Here is a 15,357-nt window from a genome sequence, read left to right on the forward strand (position 1 = left end):
CCCGCCGCCCCGGGCAGGCGTAGTCTCAGCCTGTCGTCGTACCCATCCACTCTGGAGTGCCACCATGCCGCTCGCCCGCATCGATCTTCGCAAAGGCAAATCCGCCGACTACCTGCAACGCGTCGGCGAAACCATCTACCAGGCCATGCGCGCGGTGGGGGTGCCGGAAAACGATCGCTTCCAGATCTTCCAGGAACACGCGCCCGGCACGCTGATCTACGATCCCGGCTACCTGGGCGTGGATCGCACCGACGACTTCATCTGCATCCAGATCACCTGGAACGAAGGGCGCACGCTGGAGCAGAAAAAGGCGCTGTACGCCGGCATCGCCGATGGACTGCATGTGGCGGTGGGCATCCGCCGCGAGGATGTGTTCATCAATCTGGTGGAAGTGAAGAAGGAGAACTGGTCGTTCGGGAACGGTCAGGCGCAGTACGTGAGTTGATGCGGGAACGGTGTCAGCGCCTGATGCGGCTGGGTCAGGCCATGGGCGGCGACGCCTGCTGTTGTGCCTGTTGCTCGTCCTGCGCCAGTCGGCTTGCGTCGCGGGATTGCTGCTGCACGTTGGCCTTCTGATACAGCATATCCACATCGCCCTGCTGCGTATCGAGCAGGGACAGGCGCTGGCGATTGGCGGCAGGGTCCGGCGAGGCGGTGTCGCCGCTGCGATGCAGGAATACGTAGCCGGGTGCCTCGGCGGTGCTGTTTGAACTGAATGCCACCTGCAGCGTGTCCTTTTCGCTGAAGCCGGCCTGCACCGCCGCGTGGGTCAGATGGCCTGCCAGTCGTTCGTGCTCCTGGCCGGGGGGCAGTCCCTGCTGTTCGCTGGCCTGGGCGAGTGCGGTACGCACTTTCTGGTCCAAGGCATGAAGGCTGTGCCCCGGTGCGCGCGCGTCCGCAGACAGACGCTCGCCCAAGGGGCCATCAATGCCATCGGTTTCGCTGAGCAGACGCTGCTTCAAGCTGCGCTCGGGCAGGGGATGAGTGGTGGTGCGGTTGAGTTCGCTGTTGGGGAAAGGGGGCTCAATGCTGTCCACGCCATGGATGTTGCGCAGCGGACGATAGCCGTCCTTGCCCTGTGACTGGACGCCCAGCGGAATGCGGACATCGGGCAGCAACTGGCCAACGGGGCCGCCGATGCTGTTCACGTCCAGGCTGTGCTTGCGCTGGATGCCGGCGTGATTCAATGCGCCCCAGGTGAAGTCCACGCAGTTGTGGCGCACGTCGGCATAGTGCTTGCTGAAGCCGTACTTCACTGGATCGTCGCCGAACGCCTTGAGCTTGTTGTACTGGGCTTCGGTGATTTCGATGGTGCGGACATGGGCGGGGTCCTTATAGACTTTCACGTCGTCTCTGACGATGCGCCCGGGACCATTCATGCTGCCATGCTCGACGGGTGCGAAGCCGAAACTCTGCGCCGCTTTACCTGTAGCATGCAGAACATAGAACATGTGGCCAGGCCCGGAAGTATCAGGAGTGCCATCGGGCGTCAGCTGCTGCTTTCCCGAATCGGGATCGAGCAGTGGGGTGCCGGGTGCGGCAATGACAATGTCCAGGCTGTAGCGGGGCTTGTTCATGGAAACTCCTTCGTTCCTTCGAATGAATGGTGTCACTTCCCTGCAGGACGCGAGGCGTGCACGACTAGCCTTGCCGAATAGTCTTGCAGTCCTGATATGGCATGGACCGTTTGAATCTGCAGCCGGTATCTGCTGTCGAGCTCCAGCGGCAGCGCTGTCACGTTCAGGAGGTAGTTGCCGTCGCTGCCTGATGCGAGCGAGGCATAGCGCCAGCTCTCAGAGTGGTGCCACGAGGGGAGCGGCTCAACACCGTTGCGCGCGCGTGCCTGATAGCTGTCCTGTGTTGCAATCTCCTGCCAGGTAGTGCCTTCCCGACGCTGCAGGGATACTTCGAATGGGATGTTGATACTTGCTATATCGGGCGTGCCCGTTGTGGCTGGACTTCGCCGCTGCAGTTCCAGTTCCACCGCATAAGTGCGGTAGCTGGCAAAATTGCGCGCCGTGGTTTCGAACTCGAACTGCACCTGCTGGCCGGGCGCGTCCACGGCGATGGGCTGTGAGAGTTCCAGCGGCTCTGGCGGTGGGGGCGGCCCCTTGTCGGCGCAGGCAGCAAGCAGCGCGGTCAGGCCGAGCAGGCTGATGCGCTGCCGGTGTGTGATGCGGGTGGTCATGCAGATTCCTCTGGCTCCTTGCCGTGGCCAATTGAACCCTAACGTTGGCGAGGCAGAGCCCGCAAGCGCAGGGACCGCGGTGTGGTGCGTTCACATGTCGCCGCGCGAGGCGAGCTCCTGCGTCACCGTGTCGCAGGGGGCAAACCCTGAACGGGGTCCAAGGTTGGGCACAGGCCCGTAGAATGGCCGGGTGCGTCATTCTGTCCTCCACCGCCGGTTCCAGGCCCTGGCTTGGCTTGCCATGCTGCTGGTGCTGCTCGCCCCGCTGGTGAGCCGCTGGCTTGCGCAGGGTCACGTGGCTGCCGCTGCGCCGGTGGCAGCCATGGACCACGCAATGCACGCAGAGCACGCGCTGCACGCGATGGAAGGGCACCACGACCATCACGCAATGGCCATGCCGCACGGCGAGACCGCAAAGAAGCCGCCCGCCGATCCGCATGCCGATCACGAGATGGGTGTGGACTGCGATTACTGCCTGATCGCTGCACGGCTGATCACCCTGCTGGTGGCGGCCGTGCTGCTGTTGGCGCCGATGGTACCGGTGTGCCGCGCACTGCGCGGCGCGGTGCAGGCGTTGCCGCAACGAATCGGCGGCACGTTGGGAGCGCGTGGGCCACCGGCACTGATGGCTGCCTGAGCCGCACGCGCGTTGCACTGATCGTTTTTCCATGAGGTTGCCGGCCACGGCCGGTGCCCGCACGCGCGTGTCTGTCCCTTTCTGATTGCTGCCCTGCCATCGCGGGGTGGCCTTGCATGCCGTGAAAAAATGAAAACGAACCCCAACTCCGCGCGCCTGCGACGGGCGACGCTGCCTGTCCTGTGCGCGTTGCTCCTGCATGCTGCGCCCCTGCTTGCCGCCGACGCGGCACCCCCGACCACGCTGGAGACCGTGCGCGTGGTCGATGCTCGCAGCGGTGAGCTGTCATCCACCGCCAGCGCAGGCTCTGCGTTGGGCTTGAGCGTGCTGCAGACGCCGGCCAGCCTGACGGTAATTTCGCGCGAACAGCTGGATCAGCGCGGCGACAGCAACCTCAGCGATGCGATCAGCCGAGCGGGTGCGATCAGTGCGATGCCGCATCCGGGCAATGGCCTGAGTGCGCTGTCCAGCCGCGGCTTCACCGATGGCGCCTCGGTGATGCGCCTGTACGACGGGCTGCGCCAGTACGGCGGCGTGGGCATCACCTTCCCGTTCGATACCTGGTCGATCGAGCGCATCGAAGTACTGCGCGGGCCGGCCTCGGTCATCCACGGCGACGGTGCGATCGGCGGGGTGATCAACATCGTGCCGAAGAAGCCCTCGCGCGGCGCCATCGAAAACGAGATCAGCGTGACCGTGGGTAGCGAGGACACCGCGCGCCTGGGTTTCGGCAGTGGCGGCGCGCTGACGCCCGAGCTGGCCTACCGGCTGGATGTGAGCGGCAACTACAGCGGTGGCTGGGTCGATCGGGGACGCAACGGCGATGCCACCTTCTCCGGCGCGCTGCTGTGGCAGCCGCGCACCGACCTGCAGCTGACCTTGACCCACGCGCAGGGCCATCAGAAGCCGATGCGCTACTTCGGCAAGCCGCTGGTGGAGGGACGCCAGTTGGACGCGCTGCGCCATCGCAACTACAACGTGGACGACAGCGAGATCCGTTATCGCGACCGCTGGACCCAGCTTGATGCGCTGTGGACACCGAACGCGAACGTGGAATGGCGCACGCGCCTCTACCAGATCGACAGCCAGCGCGATTGGCGCAACGCCGAGGCCTATGTCTACAACCCGCGCACCGGCCTGATCGATCGCTCGGGCAACACCCAGATCACCCACAACCAGGACCAGACCGGGCTGACCTCGACGCTGCGCGTGCAGGGCAATGTGGGCGGTAGGGCGAACAGCTTCGCGGTGGGCCTGGACGCCAACCGCGCGCACTTCAAGCACACCAACAACACCTATACGGGCAGCTCCGGCCCGGTCGATCCGTTCCATCCGGTGCCGGGCCAGTTCGCCAGCGACGCGCCGAACCTGCCGCGCTACCGCAACGCCGCCGAGCAGTACGCGCTGTTCGTGGAAGACCGGTTGGCGCTGAGCGAGCGCTGGTCGGTGCTGGCTGGCCTGCGCCACGATCGCGCGCGCATCGATCGCACCGATCTGATCAGTGGCCAGAACGCGTTCTCGAAAACCTACAGCAGCACCGGCTGGCGCGCCGGCACGGTATTTGCGCTGCAGCCGACGCTGAGCCTGTATGCGCAGTACTCGCAGGCGGCAGATCCGGTCAGTGGACTGCTGATGATCAGCCCCGCGAATGGAGCGTTCGATCTAGCCAAGGGGCGGCAGATCGAGGTGGGCCTGAAGCAGGCGTTCGACGGTGGCGAGTGGACGCTGGCGGCGTACCGCATCCGCAAGACCGGGCTGCTCAGCCGCGATCCGCTGGTGCCTGATCGCCGCGTGCAGGTGGGCGCGCAGACCTCGCGCGGTATTGAAGCGTCGTTGACCTGGAATGTCGCGCCGCACTGGACGCTGGATGCCAACGCGACGGTGCTGAAGGCCGAATTCGAGGGCTTCCTGGAAACCACGGGTTCGCCGGCGGTGCTGGTATCGCGTGATGGCAACGTGCCGCCTAACGTGGCCGAGCGCCTGGCCAGTGCGTGGCTCAGCTGGCAGTTCGCACCGGACTGGAGTGCGGCGGGGGGCGTGCGTTACGTCGGCAAGCGCTACGCCGACAACGCCAACACATTGGAGCTGCCCGGCTACAGCACCACCGACCTGGCGCTGACCTGGCAGGCGGCACCGCGCACGCGGGTGAGCGCGCGCCTGTTCAACGTGTTCGACAAGGCGTACTACGCCACCGCGTACTACACCAGTACGCAGTGGTTGCTGGGTGCAGACCGGCGCGTCGAATTCACTGTTGACCATCGCTTCTGAGGACGCTGGCGATGACGCTGCGATCCACCGCCAAGCGCTGGACCTACCTGGTGCACCGCTGGCTGGGCATCGGCGGATGCCTGCTGATGCTGCTGTGGTTCGTCAGCGGCATGGTGATGCTGTTCATTGGTTACCCGAAGCTGACACCCGGTGAGCGGCTGGCGGCGTTGCCGGTGCTGGGTGAGGCCCGCGACCTGCAGGGGCTGTCGGTACTGCCGGCTGCCGTGCAGGCCGAGCCGGAGGCTGTGGCATTGACCACACTGCGTGGCGAGCCGGCGTATGTGGTGCGAAGTGGCAGCAACGTGGGCGCCTGGTCTGCCGTGACCGGCCAGGCGCTGCTGCCGGTGTCGGCACAGCGTGCCGAAGCGTCCGCTGCACAGTTCGCGGGCGGCCCGGCCTTCGTGGGTGCGATGCGCCTGGACGAGGACCGCTGGACGCATTCGCGCGCTCTGGATGCGCATCGGCCGCTGTATCGCGTCGAGGTGGGCGGTGAGCAACCGGGCGACCTGTATGTGTCTTCGCGTACCGGCGAAGTGGTGCTGGACGCCCCGCATGTGCAGCAGCGCTGGAACTACGTGGGTGCCTGGCTGCACTGGTTGTATTTCCTGCGCATGCAGTCGGTGGATCCAGTGTGGACGTGGGTGGTGATCGTGCTGTCCGCACTGTGCACGCTGGCGGCGGTCAGCGGCATCGTGGTGGGTGTGTGGCGCTGGCGTTTCCGTGGGCACTATCGTTCCGGTGCGAAGACACCGTACGTCGAGCCGTGGATGCGCTGGCACCATCTGATCGGTCTGGTGGCAGCGGCCTTCGTGTTCACCTGGATCTTCAGTGGCCTGATGTCGATGAATCCATTGGGTGTCTTCAGCAGCACGCATGCTGCGATCGACGGTGGGCGCTATCGTGGCGGCGCTGTGGCGGTGGATGGCGCGTTGGGCGATCCGGCGAAGCTTCTGGCGGTGGCCGATGCTGAGTGCTTCCGCCCAGTTGAGATCCAGTGGCGGCGCATCGGTGGTGAGCTGTTCGCGGTGCTGCTGGACGGGCAGGGCGAGACCCGCATCGTGTCCGGCAGCGACGAGCATCTGCAGGTTGCGCACTTGCTGCCGGCCGCGTGGCTGCAGCAGAAGGCGCGTGCGCTGTCCGCTGCGCCGATGCAGGGCTTCGTGGTGCAGCAGACAGCGGATGCCTACTTCTATCCGCGTGCACCGGAAGCCATGAACGGCGCAGCAGTGCGCCGCTTCCCGGTGGCCGTGGTGGACTTCGGTGATGCCGAGGCGACGCGCGTCTATCTCGATCTGGCGACCGGCGATCCGTTGCTGACGATGGGGCATCGCGAGCGGGTGGGGCGCTGGTTGTTCTACTTCCTGCACAGCTGGGACCTGCCGGCGATGCTGCGCCAGGAAGGTACCCGGCTGGCGGTGCTGCTGCTGCTGAGCGCTGCTGGCACCGCACTGTGTGCCACGGCGACGGTGATCGGCTATCGGCGATTGCGGATGAAGCTGCGGCGCAGGCGGCGCTGATGCCCTGGGCTACACCCGCAGCCAGCGCGTGGACACCGCCACCAACAACAAGGCCGTGGCCACGCCGACGAACGCGGCGATCAGGCCGAAATGGTCTGCGGCGAAGCCGATCAGTGCCGGTCCGGCAAGGATGCCGGCAAAGCCGAGCGTGGACACGGCAGTGATCGCCAGCGCGCCGGGCATGCGGGTCTGGTGACCGGCCAGCGAGAACAGCGCGGGCGCGATGTTGGCGCAACCGAGGCCGACCAACACGTAGCCGACCAGCGACGCCTGCCACGGCGTGACCAGGGTCAGCACCAGCACGCCCGCAGTGGCAAGCAGAGCACCGAAGACGATCGCGCGCTGGCGGCCGACGCGCGCCACCAGTGCGTCGCCGAACAGGCGCGCCACGGTCATGGTCAGGGTGAAGGTCACGTAGCCGACGCCGGCCAGGCTGGCATCGACGCGCCGCACATCGCTGAGGAACACCGCGCTCCAGTCGAGCATCGCGCCTTCACCGAGGAAGGCGACGAACGCCAGCACGCCGATGAACAACACGATGCCGTGCGGCAGGGCCAGCATCGGTGTGTCGTGCGGCATGCGTTCGCTGTGCCAGTGCGCTGCCGACAACAGCATCACCAGCAGCATGGCGCCAACGCCGATCAGCACCGATGCCAAGGGCGGCAGCTGTGCGGACAGCAGCACGGTCATGGTGGCCGCGCCGAGGAAACCACCGATGCTGAAGAAGGCATGGAAGCCGGACATCATTACGCGCCGTGCTTCGCGCTCGACGATGACGGCCTGTACGTTCATCGTGCAGTCCATCGCGCCCACGGCGGCGCCGAACACGAACAGCACCAGCCCCAGTTTCCAGGCCGAGCCGGCCAGGGCCAGGCCGGGCACGGTCAGGCAGATCAGCAGGCTGCTGGCCACCATCACCCGCCGGCAACCGAGGCGCGCGGCCAGCACGCCGGACAACGGCATTGCCAGCAGCGAACCGGCACCGAGGCAGAGCAGTACCAGCCCCAGCGTGGCGTCGTTGATCCCGGTGCGTGCCTTGGCGAACGGCACCAGGGTGGCCCACAGCGCGGTGGCGAAGCCGGGAATGAAGAACGCAGCGCGGGTCGCGTGCTGTTCGGCACGCGCGCGGTTGGCAAGGGACATGAGCGATACGGTCAGGGGGGAGTGGGGTGTACCGCGATGCCGGCGGCGCGGAAGCGCGCCGCCAATGCGGGCGGCGCGGTGGTGGTCAGCACCAGGTCGTCGATCTCGTCGAGGCTGGCGATCTGCCAGTGGCCGCGGGCACCGAGCTTTTCAGTAGTGGCGGCGACGATGACGCGGCTGCTGCACGCGACCATCGCGCGCTTCAGCGTGGCCTCTTCTGCATCCATTGCCCATACACCAGTATCGCCGTCCACCGCGCAGGGGCCGGGCAGGTACACGTCGGCGCGCAGGCGCTGCACCTGGGCCAGTGCTTCTGCGCCGACCGCACCGCCACCGCTGGCCAGGCGGCCGCCGATCAGCTGCACCGAGGTGCCATCAAGCATGCTGGCGGCCGTGGCGATCTGTGGCGCATTGGTGATCACCGTCAAGCCGAGGGCGGGCGGCAACTGCTGGGCGATCGCCAGGTTGGTTGAACCGGCATCGAGCAGTACAACCTGATTGGGTTGCAGCAACGCGCAGACGCGGGCGGCCAGCTCGGCCTTGTCGCCGCGGTCGCGGGTCAGGCGCTCGCGCAGCGGGCGTTCCTTGGGCGGTGGCAGCACGGCGCCGCCGTAGACACGCTGGCACAGGCCCTGTGCGGCCAGCTCGCGCAGGTCGCGGCGGATCGAATCTTCGGAGACGGCATAGCGGCGCGCCAGTTCGGCAGCGACCACGCGGCCCTGCTGGCGCAGTTCTTCGAGGATCTGCCGAGTGCGTTGGGCGGGGAGGGGGCTGGGGTCTGAGCTCATGCCATAAGTCTGCACATTCGTGCATAAATGTGCAACAACGTGCAATTGGCATCGGGGACACAGCGCGGCTGGACTGCCGGTGAATCCTCCCGCGCCCACGTCTATGGATCGCCCTCGCGGCCCGGCATCATGGCGGGGCACCTGGCATGGAATCCACGATGTCCCCCACCGTTCACCGCAAGCTGCGCATCGGCGCGGACCAGTACACCGGCCAGAAAGTGGTCGACCAGCAGTTCCACGAATGCGATTTTTCCAGCGTGGACCTGACTGCCACCGAGTTCATCAACTGCAGCTTCTATGACGCCGAAAGCCGCAGTGGCTGCCGCTTCAACGGCGCCACGCTGAAGGAAGCCAGCTTCCGCAGCTGCGACATCAGCATGTGCCACTTCAATTTCGTCAAGGCATTGGGCCTGGAAATCAGCGAGTGCCGCGCGCAAGGCGCGGATTTCAGCAACGCCAGCTTCATGAACCAGATCACCCCGCGCAGCGGGTTCTGCAGTGCCTTCATCAAGAAGTCGAACCTGCGCTATGCCAATTTCTCGCGGGTGACGCTGGAAAAGTGCGAGCTGTGGGAAAACCGCTGGGACGGTGCAAACGTCAGCGGCGCCAGCTTCGCCGGCTCGGACCTGTCCGGTGGCCAGTTCGAGGGCATCGACTGGAGCAGCGCCAACTTCACCGGCTGTGACCTGACCCACTCGGAGCTGGGTGAGCTGGACCTGCGCAGCACCAACCTGCGTGGCGCCACGCTGGATGTGCAGCAGGTGGCGCTGTTGATGCAGCGCATCGGCATCACCGTGGTGCCGTAGGCATCACCCGGCGTACGCCACCCAGCCCCTGAAGCTGAAGCCTGCATAGAACAGCTCCACGCCGTCGAAGCCGGCCTCCTGCAGCAGGGCGACCTCCTGTTCGGGCGCCAGCAGCGGCAGCCGCTCGGCAATGGCCTCGATCGCGCGCTGCGCATCGGCGTGGGCAACACCCGAGGCATGGGCGAACGCGGCGTAGCGCTGCAACCAGCGGAGCTTGCCGGCCGGATCCTGCGGCACGCTGTGGTGCGCCACCACCAGCGGCGCGCCGGGCTGCAGGCGCCTGTGCAGCTCGCGCAGCGTGTGCAGGCGCTGCGCGGCATCGAGGAAGTGCAGGGTGAGCAGGCAGCTGGCACCATCGAAGCGCGCGTCCGGGGCATCGTCGATGTAGCCTTCCAGCAGTTCGACGCGTGCGTTCAACGGGCCCAGTGTCTGCTCGGCCAGCGCGAGCATCGGCGCGGCCGGATCCACGCCCAGCAACTGCCAGCCCGGCTGCGCCTCGGCAAAGGCTTTCAGCTCCAGCCCGCCACCGGCACCGAGTACCAGTACGCGGCCCTGCGCAGGAACACGTTCGGCCAGCAGCAGGCGGCTCATCTGCTGCAACGCGAGGAACCCAGGCACCTGGCGCAGTGGCGCTTCGGCATAGCGGGCCACCGCCTGTGGGTCGGAGAACGTGGACATGCGCGGATTCCTGCAGCAGGGGACATACCACTGTACCGTGGCATGCAAGTGCCTTTGCTGCGGAACACTCCTAGCTGCGTTGACCGGCTTGCATCCAGCTCAGCGCAATGCCCGCGCCAGCACTTGCCAGATCCGTGCGTCCTGGCATTGCGATACGTTGAAGCGCAGATAGTCGGCCGCGCGCTGCGACTGGCTGAACGCGTTGCCCGGTGCCAGCACGATGCCCTCGCGCAGGCACTGCCGGGCCAGCGCGGCGGAATCACGGCAATCGGGCAGCTGGCACCACAGGAACAGGCCCGCTTCCGGTTGCAGCCACGGCGTGATTCCCAGCGTGTGCAGCTTGCGCAGCGTGTGCCGGCGGGCATCGGCCAATCGCGAACGCACCGATTGCATGTGGCGTCGGTAGCCACTGTCGGTCAGCGCGATGTGCATCAGCTGCGCGGCCAGATGGCCACCGCCGAAGCTGGTCGCCAGCTTCAGGTCGGTCAACGCTTCGATCCAGTCATGGCGTGCAGCGATGTAGCCGCAGCGCGAGGCTGCCGACAGCGTCTTGGAGAAACTGCCGACGTGGATCACCCGTGACAGCCCGTCGAGCGCAGCCAGCCGCGGCGCCGGCTGCAGTTCGAAGTCGGCGAAGATGTCGTCCTCGACGATGATCAACTCGCTGCGTTCGGCCAGGCCCAGCAGGCGGTGCGCGGTGCTGGCCGAAAGCACCGCACCGGTCGGGTTGTGCAATCCGGAATTGGTGATGTACAGCCGCGGCGAATGGTCCTGCAATGCACGATCGAACGCTTCAAGGTCCGGGCCGGTGGGCGTGTACGGCACACCCACTGCCTGTACCTGGTGCGCCTTCAGCAGCGCGTGGTAGTTGAAGTAGCTCGGGTCATCGACCAGCACGCAGTCGCCGGGCTTGAGCAGGAAACGGCAGATCAGGTCGACCGCGTGCGTCCCGGATTCGGTCAGCAGGATCTGCTCCATCGGTGCATCGATGCCGAGCGTGGCGCTGCGCCTCTGCAGCAGCTGGCGCAACGCGGGCAGCCCGAGTGGGCCGGCGTAGTCGACCAGATGCACTGCATCGGCACGCGCCAGCCGACGCAGGCCGCGGCGCATGCCATCGTGATACAGCCAGTTACTGGGCATCCAGCCGCACCCTGGCTTGAGATCGCCCGCGGGCGTTTCCAGCGATTGCCGTGACACCCACAGCGGATCCACCGCGCGGTCCAGCCGTGGCTCCATTTCGGCCAGCGCCAGCGGTGCGGCCGGGCCACTGACGTAGAAGCCCGAGCCTGCGCGTGCACTGATCAGGCCTTCGGCCGCCAGGCGCTCGTAGGCCTCGACCACGGTGGAGACCGACACCCCCATCGCTGCCGCCTGCGCGCGCACCGAAGGCAGGCGGGAGCCGGGGCCATCGACCCGCGCGGTGATGCGGTTGCGGACCGCCTGGATGACCGATTCGATGCGGGTAAGCGGACGTGGCATGTCAGCACTGTAGTGGAAGTGTGGGCAATACAGTTCTTTGCGACTGTACTGGATTGTAGCTGGGGCGGTTCCGCCATGGATGCTTCCATACAGGCTCCGCCAGGCGTCGCCTGGCACTTCAGGATCACAGGCGTGGAACGGTCGGCGAGCGGTTGGATCAATGGCTTCATCGGGGTGGTGATTTTCGCGGGCTCGTTGCCGGCCACCCGCCTGGCGGTGCTGCAGCTGGATGCCGGGTTCGTCACCGCCGCACGCGCCACCATCGCCGCCGTGCTTGGCCTGGCGCTGCTGCTTATGCTGCGCCAGCCGTGGCCGCGGCGCGGTGACCTGCCTGGGCTGGTGGTGGTCAGCCTCGGCGTTGTGGTCGGTTTTCCACTGCTGACCGCGCTTGCGCTGCGCCACGCGTCATCGGCACATACCATCGTGTTCCTCGGCCTGTTGCCGCTGAGCACTGCGCTGTTCGGCGTGCTGCGCGGTGGCGAACGGCCGCGCCCGGCGTTCTGGTTGTTCTCGTTGTTGGGCAGCGCCTGCGTGGTGGGCTATGCGGTGCGCAACGGCATCGAGGCGTCCTTGCAGGCTGACCTGCTGATGCTGGCGGCCATCGTGGTGTGCGGGCTGGGCTATGCCGAAGGCGGCCGGCTGGCCCGTCATCTGGGCGGCTGGCAGGTGATCAGCTGGGCACTGCTGCTGGCGTTGCCGGTGATGCTGCCGTTGACGGTGCTGATGCGCCCGGCCTCGTTCACTGCGGTCGGTGCCTCGGCGTGGTGGGCGCTGGGCTACGTGGCGGTGTTCAGCATGCTGATCGGCTTCCTGTTCTGGTACCGCGGGCTGGCGCAGGGCGGCATCGCCGCTGTCGGCCAGTTGCAGTTGCTGCAGCCGTTCTTCGGCCTGGCCCTGGCCGCGCTGCTGCTGCACGAATCGGTCAGCCTCAGCATGGTGCTGGTGACCGCGGTCGCGGTGATCTGCGTGGCAGGCGCCCGCCGCTTCAGTCGCTAGGAAAAAGGGGACGGAGGGGATTAAGTCGTAACTGGCCCTGCTGTGCCTGAAACGACTTAATCCCCTCCGTCCCCTTTTTCGGTGATAGCGCGGGCGTATCGTGCGGCGTGGTCAATGGTATTGGCCGCAACCTAGGTGCATGGCCGAAGCTGTGCCGATGCAGCCGATTTCCCGAATTTCCTTTGAAGGTCAGGTTGGCCTGGTGACGGGTGCCGCCGGTGGACTCGGCCTGGCCTACAGCCGCCTGCTGGCCGAGCGCGGTGCGCAGGTACTGATGCATGACGTCGGTGCCGGTACCGATGGCCGAGGCGCAGATCCGCAGCGCATCCTGCGCAGCGTCGAAGTGCTGCAGGCGCAGGGTCTGCAGGTGCAGGCCGCAAGCGGTCCCATCGGCCATCGCGACGGTTGCCATGCGCTGGTGCAGGAGCTGCCGCAGGCGCACGGCCGCATCGACTTCCTGATCCACAACGCGGGCTGGGTCGAGTACCAGCCGCTGGAAGCGGTCGAGGACGATGCGCTGGAGCAGATGCTGTGCCTGGCGGCGAAGACGCCGTTGTGGCTGGCGCAGGCGGCATGGCCGGCGATGCGCGAGGCCGGTGGTGGACGCATCGTCATCACTACGTCGGATCGCGCGTTGTATCCGCAGTACGCACAGCGTGGACTGTCCGCCTATGCAATGGGCAAGCTGGCTGCGCTTGGCCTGGTCAATGTTCTGGCGCTGGAAGGCTCCGAGCATGGCATCGTGGTCAACGCTGTTTCGCCGGTGGCGAAGACACGCATGTGGGGCATCGAAGGCGAGCCCGACGAACTGCATCCGGAAGCTGTTGCGCAAGGGGTGGCCTATCTGGCATCCACGCGCTGCCAGGAAGGTGGGTGGACACTGCGTGCCAGCAACGGGCAGTTCCATGCACTGCGCCTGCAGGAAGCCGAGCATGTGGCGTACCCGCGCGATCTGCGTGCGGTGACTGCTGACAGCATCGAATCGGTCGCACTGCAGTGGCCGGCCATCGCCCGCGCCAGTGTGGACGCGCGCAGCTGACGGCGTACCCTAGGCAGGTTTCCACTGCCGGCACCGAGATGATCGACCTGCGCCTGCTTCGCCAGTTCGTGGCCGTGGCCGAAGAGCTGCATTTCCACCGCGCTGCAGCGCGCCTGCACATGTCGCAGCCCCCGCTGACGGCGGCGATACGACGCCTGGAAGACGAACTGGGCAGCGAACTGATCGTGCGCGGCAATCGCACCCTGGGCCTGACCGTGGCCGGGCAGACGTTGCTGGTGGAGGCGCGGGCAACGTTGCAGCAGGCCGAGCAGGCGCTGCAGCGCACCCGCGCCGCCGCCGCCGGGCAGTCCGGCAGCCTGCGCGTGGGCTATGTGGGCAGTGCGCTGTATGGGCGCCTGCCTGGCCTGATCCGCCGCTTCCGCCAGCAGTACCCGCAGGTACAGCTGCACCTGCAGGAAGCCACATCGCGTCAGCAGCAGTTGTGGCTGCGTGAGCAGCGCATCGACGTCGGCGTGCTGATTCCACCGATTCCCGCCGCCGAGCTGGTGCTGCACGACTTCGACCACGATTGCCTGGCAATTGCGCTGCCACGTGCCCATGCGCTCGCCGATGCGCCGGAGCTCAACATCGCGATGCTGGCCGACGAGCCGTTCGTTTCATGGCCAGCGGGCGAGGGCATCGGCTTCCACGCGCAGGTGCTGGGCCTGTGCACCGTTGCGGGCTTCACCCCGCGCGTGGTGCAGGAAGCGCAGGGCATGCATGCGGTGTTGTCGTTGGTGGCGGTGGACGCTGGCGTGGCAATCGTTCCAGCCAGCATGGCCTGCTTCCGCCCGCAGGAGATCGTCTATCGCGCGCTGGAAAGCGATGCCGCGCGCTTCGATCTGCCGTTCTGCACGCGGCCAGAGCAACCGTCGCCGCTGCTGCGCAATTTCCTGGAGGCGGCGGCCGGGGCCTGACGCCGCCTGTGCGTTCGCCCGCGGCAATGCACGACCATGGAACTAGGCTCCGGTGATTCCCGTCGTGCACCGTCGAGCAAGGAAGCCCCACTCCGGGCCCTACCGTCATCCCGTTGTCGTCTTCCGCTCACGCCGCCCATGCCCACCCAGGTCTAATGTTGATCGTCCCCGTCCCCCACGGAGACCCGCCATGTGGCTGCTCGACCATCTCTGGCCCGGCCGTAGACCGCTTCCTCCCCCGGTCGCGGACGCGCCGCAGGTGCCGCCACGCCGGCCCTGGCTGAAACGCCCTGTGCGGGCCGGGCGCAGCGGCATGGCTCCCTGGCAGAAGGTCGCCACGCCGCTGCGGCGCGCGCGCCACTAGGCGCCGCGGTCGGCCGGGTGGTTGACCCCGTCGTTGACCGGGATCACCCCCAGCGCGAACGGGTCGATGCCCTCCAGACACGCCACGTTGTAACCGTACTGGTCCGGGTTGGAGCGGCGCCGGTGATGGGTGTAGATGCCGCACACGTCGCAGAAGTAGTGCTCGGCCACATGGGTGTTGAACTGGTACAGCTGCAGGTGGTTCTGCCCGCGCACGACCTGCAGGCCCGCGCGGGCAACGCTGGCTGCAATGGCACCCCGGCGCCGGCACATCGAGCAGTCGCAACGGCGCGGGTCGACGATGCCGTCCGGCAGGTCCAGCAGCAGCTCGACCGTGCCGCAGTGGCAGGTTGCGCGGTGCTGGGGTTGGACCGGAACGCCGGCCACGGAAGTGATGCCCATCGTTGCTCCTGTGAAGTGAACCTGGCCGCATGGACCGCCGCAGACGGTGCGCCGGCGTGCCTGAACAGGCCGTAGATGCCACGGTGAACCCGCTTGTGGCTAACTATGCGGCTTCGGGACCGCGACAGGATGCCAG

Annotated in this window: 15 protein-coding genes; 8 read left to right on the forward strand and 7 right to left on the reverse strand. The window is 66.9% G+C overall.

From position 1 onward, the window contains the following. The first annotated feature begins 64 nt into the window (after positions 1 to 64). On the forward strand, positions 65 to 445 hold the full coding sequence (locus ACEPA4_RS04750) for a tautomerase family protein (RefSeq protein ID WP_065197119.1): 381 nt from the start codon (positions 65 to 67) through the stop codon (positions 443 to 445). A 34-nt stretch (positions 446 to 479) separates the two neighbouring features. On the opposite strand, the gene ACEPA4_RS04755 is transcribed toward ACEPA4_RS04750, so the two are convergent. Further along, complete coding sequence (locus ACEPA4_RS04755) at positions 480 to 1,577, reverse strand: XVIPCD domain-containing protein (RefSeq protein WP_139726777.1); 1,098 nt, start codon at positions 1,575 to 1,577, stop codon at positions 480 to 482. 32 nt (positions 1,578 to 1,609) lie between these two features. Next, on the reverse strand, positions 1,610 to 2,188 hold the full coding sequence (locus ACEPA4_RS04760; protein ID WP_050562684.1) for a hypothetical protein: 579 nt from the start codon (positions 2,186 to 2,188) through the stop codon (positions 1,610 to 1,612). A gap of 241 nt (positions 2,189 to 2,429) precedes the next feature. Between ACEPA4_RS04760 and ACEPA4_RS04765 the strand changes: the two genes are divergently transcribed. From ACEPA4_RS04765 to ACEPA4_RS04775, 3 genes are all read left to right on the forward strand, one after another. Further along, positions 2,430 to 2,825: a DUF2946 family protein gene (locus ACEPA4_RS04765; protein ID WP_134955759.1), complete on the forward strand. Its 396-nt coding sequence runs from the start codon at positions 2,430 to 2,432 to the stop codon at positions 2,823 to 2,825. Between the two features lie 129 nt (positions 2,826 to 2,954). Beyond that, positions 2,955 to 5,093: a TonB-dependent siderophore receptor gene (locus tag ACEPA4_RS04770; protein WP_262090357.1), complete on the forward strand. Its 2,139-nt coding sequence runs from the start codon at positions 2,955 to 2,957 to the stop codon at positions 5,091 to 5,093. A gap of 11 nt (positions 5,094 to 5,104) precedes the next feature. Further along, positions 5,105 to 6,610 carry a PepSY domain-containing protein gene (locus ACEPA4_RS04775; RefSeq protein ID WP_235649487.1) on the forward strand — a complete coding sequence of 502 codons (1,506 nt, stop codon included), beginning with the start codon at positions 5,105 to 5,107 and terminating at the stop codon, positions 6,608 to 6,610. Between the two features lie 9 nt (positions 6,611 to 6,619). Here the strand turns inward: ACEPA4_RS04775 and ACEPA4_RS04780 are convergent, their stop codons facing one another. Further along, entirely contained in the window at positions 6,620 to 7,753 is a 1,134-nt protein-coding gene (locus ACEPA4_RS04780) for an MFS transporter (protein ID WP_111202072.1), read from the reverse strand. An 11-nt stretch (positions 7,754 to 7,764) separates the two neighbouring features. After that, on the reverse strand, positions 7,765 to 8,541 hold the full coding sequence (locus ACEPA4_RS04785; protein WP_053499766.1) for a DeoR/GlpR family DNA-binding transcription regulator: 777 nt from the start codon (positions 8,539 to 8,541) through the stop codon (positions 7,765 to 7,767). A gap of 158 nt (positions 8,542 to 8,699) precedes the next feature. On the opposite strand from ACEPA4_RS04785, the gene smqnr reads away from it, so the two are divergent. Then, a complete protein-coding gene (gene smqnr / locus ACEPA4_RS04790; protein ID WP_065177962.1) occupies positions 8,700 to 9,347 on the forward strand; it encodes a SmQnr family pentapeptide repeat protein in 648 nt (215 codons plus the stop codon). Between the two features lie 3 nt (positions 9,348 to 9,350). Here smqnr and ACEPA4_RS04795 read toward each other — a convergent pair whose 3' ends face one another. Then, on the reverse strand, positions 9,351 to 10,025 hold the full coding sequence (locus ACEPA4_RS04795; protein ID WP_005415525.1) for a class I SAM-dependent methyltransferase: 675 nt from the start codon (positions 10,023 to 10,025) through the stop codon (positions 9,351 to 9,353). 99 nt (positions 10,026 to 10,124) lie between these two features. Beyond that, on the reverse strand, positions 10,125 to 11,504 hold the full coding sequence (locus tag ACEPA4_RS04800; protein ID WP_065177961.1) for a PLP-dependent aminotransferase family protein: 1,380 nt from the start codon (positions 11,502 to 11,504) through the stop codon (positions 10,125 to 10,127). Between the two features lie 132 nt (positions 11,505 to 11,636). On the opposite strand from ACEPA4_RS04800, the gene ACEPA4_RS04805 reads away from it, so the two are divergent. The 3 genes from ACEPA4_RS04805 (at position 11,637) to ACEPA4_RS04815 (ending at position 14,456) form a co-directional block, all read left to right on the forward strand. Next, positions 11,637 to 12,500, forward strand: a complete 864-nt coding sequence (locus ACEPA4_RS04805; RefSeq protein ID WP_065177960.1) for a DMT family transporter — start codon at positions 11,637 to 11,639, stop codon at positions 12,498 to 12,500. 139 nt (positions 12,501 to 12,639) lie between these two features. Then, positions 12,640 to 13,539: an SDR family NAD(P)-dependent oxidoreductase gene (locus tag ACEPA4_RS04810; RefSeq protein WP_235648629.1), complete on the forward strand. Its 900-nt coding sequence runs from the start codon at positions 12,640 to 12,642 to the stop codon at positions 13,537 to 13,539. A gap of 38 nt (positions 13,540 to 13,577) precedes the next feature. Continuing rightward, positions 13,578 to 14,456, forward strand: a complete 879-nt coding sequence (locus ACEPA4_RS04815; RefSeq protein ID WP_065185815.1) for a LysR family transcriptional regulator — start codon at positions 13,578 to 13,580, stop codon at positions 14,454 to 14,456. 360 nt (positions 14,457 to 14,816) lie between these two features. Here the strand turns inward: ACEPA4_RS04815 and ACEPA4_RS04820 are convergent, their stop codons facing one another. Continuing rightward, positions 14,817 to 15,221 carry a GFA family protein gene (locus ACEPA4_RS04820; RefSeq protein ID WP_065185816.1) on the reverse strand — a complete coding sequence of 135 codons (405 nt, stop codon included), beginning with the start codon at positions 15,219 to 15,221 and terminating at the stop codon, positions 14,817 to 14,819. Positions 15,222 to 15,357 lie beyond the last annotated feature (136 nt).

Origin of the sequence: Stenotrophomonas sp. P2112, assembly GCF_041897515.1 — a bacterium.
Classification (GTDB): domain Bacteria; phylum Pseudomonadota; class Gammaproteobacteria; order Xanthomonadales; family Xanthomonadaceae; genus Stenotrophomonas; species Stenotrophomonas sepilia.

Coding starts and splice junctions, on each gene's coding strand:
- ACEPA4_RS04750 (WP_065197119.1), top strand. CDS start 65: ATGCCGCTCGCCCGCATCGATCTTCGCAAAGGCAAATCCGCCGACTAC.
- ACEPA4_RS04755 (WP_139726777.1), bottom strand. CDS start 1,577: ATGAACAAGCCCCGCTACAGCCTGGACATTGTCATTGCCGCACCCGGC.
- ACEPA4_RS04760 (WP_050562684.1), bottom strand. CDS start 2,188: ATGACCACCCGCATCACACACCGGCAGCGCATCAGCCTGCTCGGCCTG.
- ACEPA4_RS04765 (WP_134955759.1), top strand. CDS start 2,430: ATGCTGCTGGTGCTGCTCGCCCCGCTGGTGAGCCGCTGGCTTGCGCAG.
- ACEPA4_RS04770 (WP_262090357.1), top strand. CDS start 2,955: ATGAAAACGAACCCCAACTCCGCGCGCCTGCGACGGGCGACGCTGCCT.
- ACEPA4_RS04775 (WP_235649487.1), top strand. CDS start 5,105: ATGACGCTGCGATCCACCGCCAAGCGCTGGACCTACCTGGTGCACCGC.
- ACEPA4_RS04780 (WP_111202072.1), bottom strand. CDS start 7,753: ATGTCCCTTGCCAACCGCGCGCGTGCCGAACAGCACGCGACCCGCGCT.
- ACEPA4_RS04785 (WP_053499766.1), bottom strand. CDS start 8,541: ATGAGCTCAGACCCCAGCCCCCTCCCCGCCCAACGCACTCGGCAGATC.
- smqnr (WP_065177962.1), top strand. CDS start 8,700: ATGTCCCCCACCGTTCACCGCAAGCTGCGCATCGGCGCGGACCAGTAC.
- ACEPA4_RS04795 (WP_005415525.1), bottom strand. CDS start 10,025: ATGTCCACGTTCTCCGACCCACAGGCGGTGGCCCGCTATGCCGAAGCG.
- ACEPA4_RS04800 (WP_065177961.1), bottom strand. CDS start 11,504: ATGCCACGTCCGCTTACCCGCATCGAATCGGTCATCCAGGCGGTCCGC.
- ACEPA4_RS04810 (WP_235648629.1), top strand. CDS start 12,640: ATGGCCGAAGCTGTGCCGATGCAGCCGATTTCCCGAATTTCCTTTGAA.
- ACEPA4_RS04815 (WP_065185815.1), top strand. CDS start 13,578: ATGATCGACCTGCGCCTGCTTCGCCAGTTCGTGGCCGTGGCCGAAGAG.
- ACEPA4_RS04820 (WP_065185816.1), bottom strand. CDS start 15,221: ATGGGCATCACTTCCGTGGCCGGCGTTCCGGTCCAACCCCAGCACCGC.